This window comes from Oliverpabstia sp. (genome assembly GCF_022785585.1).
GTDB lineage: Bacteria > Bacillota > Clostridia > Lachnospirales > Lachnospiraceae > Oliverpabstia > Oliverpabstia intestinalis.
The window spans coordinates 1-2,352 of the sequence record NZ_JALFPR010000110.1 but is presented as its reverse complement, the minus strand read 5'-3'; the positions used below and the strand labels follow the sequence as shown (position 1 = coordinate 2,352).

General features: G+C 47.3%; 2 protein-coding genes. Both read left to right on the top strand.

The features are described 5' to 3' along the window. The first annotated feature begins 260 nt into the window (after positions 1 to 260). Positions 261 to 722: a MarR family winged helix-turn-helix transcriptional regulator gene (locus MSA64_RS08110; protein ID WP_118575205.1), complete on the top strand. Its 462-nt coding sequence runs from the start codon at positions 261 to 263 to the stop codon at positions 720 to 722. After that, a complete protein-coding gene (locus MSA64_RS08105) occupies positions 703 to 2,061 on the top strand; it encodes an MATE family efflux transporter (RefSeq protein ID WP_287891264.1) in 1,359 nt (452 codons plus the stop codon). Before MSA64_RS08110 ends, MSA64_RS08105 begins: the two co-directional genes overlap by 20 nt. Positions 2,062 to 2,352 lie beyond the last annotated feature (291 nt).

The following is a 2,352-nucleotide window of genomic DNA, read 5'->3' as shown; positions in this document are numbered from 1 at the left end:
GATCAATGCGAGAGGTATACGGCTTAGATAAAGCATTACGCGAGTAAACTCGCATGAGATGATTTCCACTTTCCGGACATCTGATTTCCAGATTTCCGGAAGTGCGATTTCATCGCACAAGAATATTCACTATTCTACCTGATTTTACCGGAAACTGCAATGTGAACAGTAACCTTGGAATAATTTCTTGACATTTCTTTTCTGTCTTCTTATAATTACCGTTGATAATTACCAATAGTAACCATTAAAGGAGTATCACAATGAACGTTGAACTTATGAAACGTATGATGGATGCCTGTTATCTGGCGCAGCGGGTCCGGGGGATGCTTCCACCTCTGCCGGCGGGGGTGACTCCTGCGTATATTCATTATCTGGATATTATTGAGATGCTGGAGAAGCAGGGTGTCCGGGCAAAGATATCGGATATCAGCGATGCACTGGATCTGCCGAGACCCGGTGTGACACGGACGGTGAAAGCGATGGAGGCCAAAGGCTATCTGAAAAAGGCTGCCTCTTCCGAAGACGGTCGTATCACCTATCTTTCTCTTACAGAAGCCGGTAGGGAACTGTCCCGTATCTACAACGAACAGTTTTTTACCACTCTCACCTCTTTTATGGAAGATATCCCGGAAGAAGATGTGAAATGTACGATCCGCACCATCGATGCGGTACATCAGATTATGTGTGAAAGGAGACCTGACCTTGACAAATGCAAAAAATGATTTTACACAGGGCAGTATTCTGAAAAAACTTGCCCTCTTTATGCTTCCGATCCTGGGAGCGTTGGTATTACAGGCTGCGTATGGAGCCGTTGACTTACTGGTAGTGGGAAGATTCGGTTCCACCTCCGGACTTTCCGCGGTTTCCACAGGAAGCCAGGTACTAAATCTCGTTACTTTTGTCGTAATTCAGTTTGCTACTGCGATCACTATTCTCATCGCCCGTTATCTGGGTGAAAAAAGGCCGGAACGGATCGGTTCTGTGATCGGTGGCGGAGTTATCGTTTTTGCGGCAATTTCTATTGTTTTATTTCTCCTGATGGTGGTTTTTGCACATCCCATCGCCGTACTTATGCAGGCCCCTGCAGAAGCTGTGGATCTGACCACCAGTTATGTGCGTATCTGTGGAAGCGGTATTTTTTTCATCGTCGCCTATAATCTGATGGCTGCGATCTTCCGTGGTCTGGGGGACAGTAAGTCACCGCTGCTCTTTGTTCTTGTTGCCTGTATCGTCAATATCGGCGGTGATCTGATCCTCGTTGCCGGACTCCATCTGGATGCTGCCGGAGCAGCCCTCGCCACCGTTTTTGCACAAGCTGTCAGTGTGGTGTGTGCGGTTATTCTTCTGATAAAGAAGAAACAGCCATTTAAGATCTGCAGGTCTGATTTCCGTCTGAACGATCAGTGTGGAAAGTTCTTTACCATCGGTCTTCCTCTGGCTCTGCAGGAGTGCCTGACGCAGCTTTCTTTTCTGGCTCTGTGTGCCTTTGTGAACCGTCTGGGACTCGAAGCTTCCTCCGGTTACGGGGTCGCCTGTAAGATCGTGAACTTTGCCATGCTGATCCCAAGCTCTCTGATGCAGTCCATGGCATCTTTCGTTTCTCAGAATGTGGGTGCCGGCAATCAGAAGCGCGCCAGACAATCCATGTTTACCGGTATCGGTGTGGGGTTGTTTTTCGGTTGTTTTGTCTTCGCTCTCGTGCTGTTAAAGGGCGATGTTCTCTCCGGTTTCTTCACTACCGAAAGTGCCGTTATCCGGAGCGCCTACGCCTACCTGAAAGGTTTTGCCCCGGAAACACTGCTTACTGCCGTGCTGTTCAGTATGATCGGATATTTTAATGGAAATGACAAAACCTTCTGGGTGATGTGCCAGGGATTGATCCAGACTCTTCTGATCCGACTTCCCCTGTCCTATTATATGAGTATCCAGCCGAATGCCAGCCTGACCAAAATCGGCCTTGCAGCTCCGGTGTCCACAGCAGTCGGTATCTGTCTGAACATCGGTTTCTTCCTCTGGCTGAACCGGAAAAGTGCAAAGAAAGCCAGCCAACAGCTTCCCTGATATAGTAACCCGATCCCCCGGAGCTTTGTCTTTACTGGTCCGGGGGATCGGGTTTTTTATATTTCAGGGAGACTTTGTGCTGTACAGAATGCCCCGAGGATGTTACGTCATTGCTACAAAAAATATGCGGCTTCTTTGCCACGAAAATGGCTTAAAACCGCATGTTTCTGTATAGAGGACGTTATATAATTGTCACTTTGTGGGGAGGATGTAACGTCATTGTCACAATTCGCGTAATATGATGAGTCTACATTTTTCTACGATTTACAATTCTTTATTTATTGCATTATA

What these genes read in the sequence shown, in the direction of transcription:
- MSA64_RS08110 (WP_118575205.1), top strand. Translation starts at nt 261, where the DNA reads ATGAACGTTGAACTTATGAAACGTATGATGGATGCCTGTTATCTGGCG.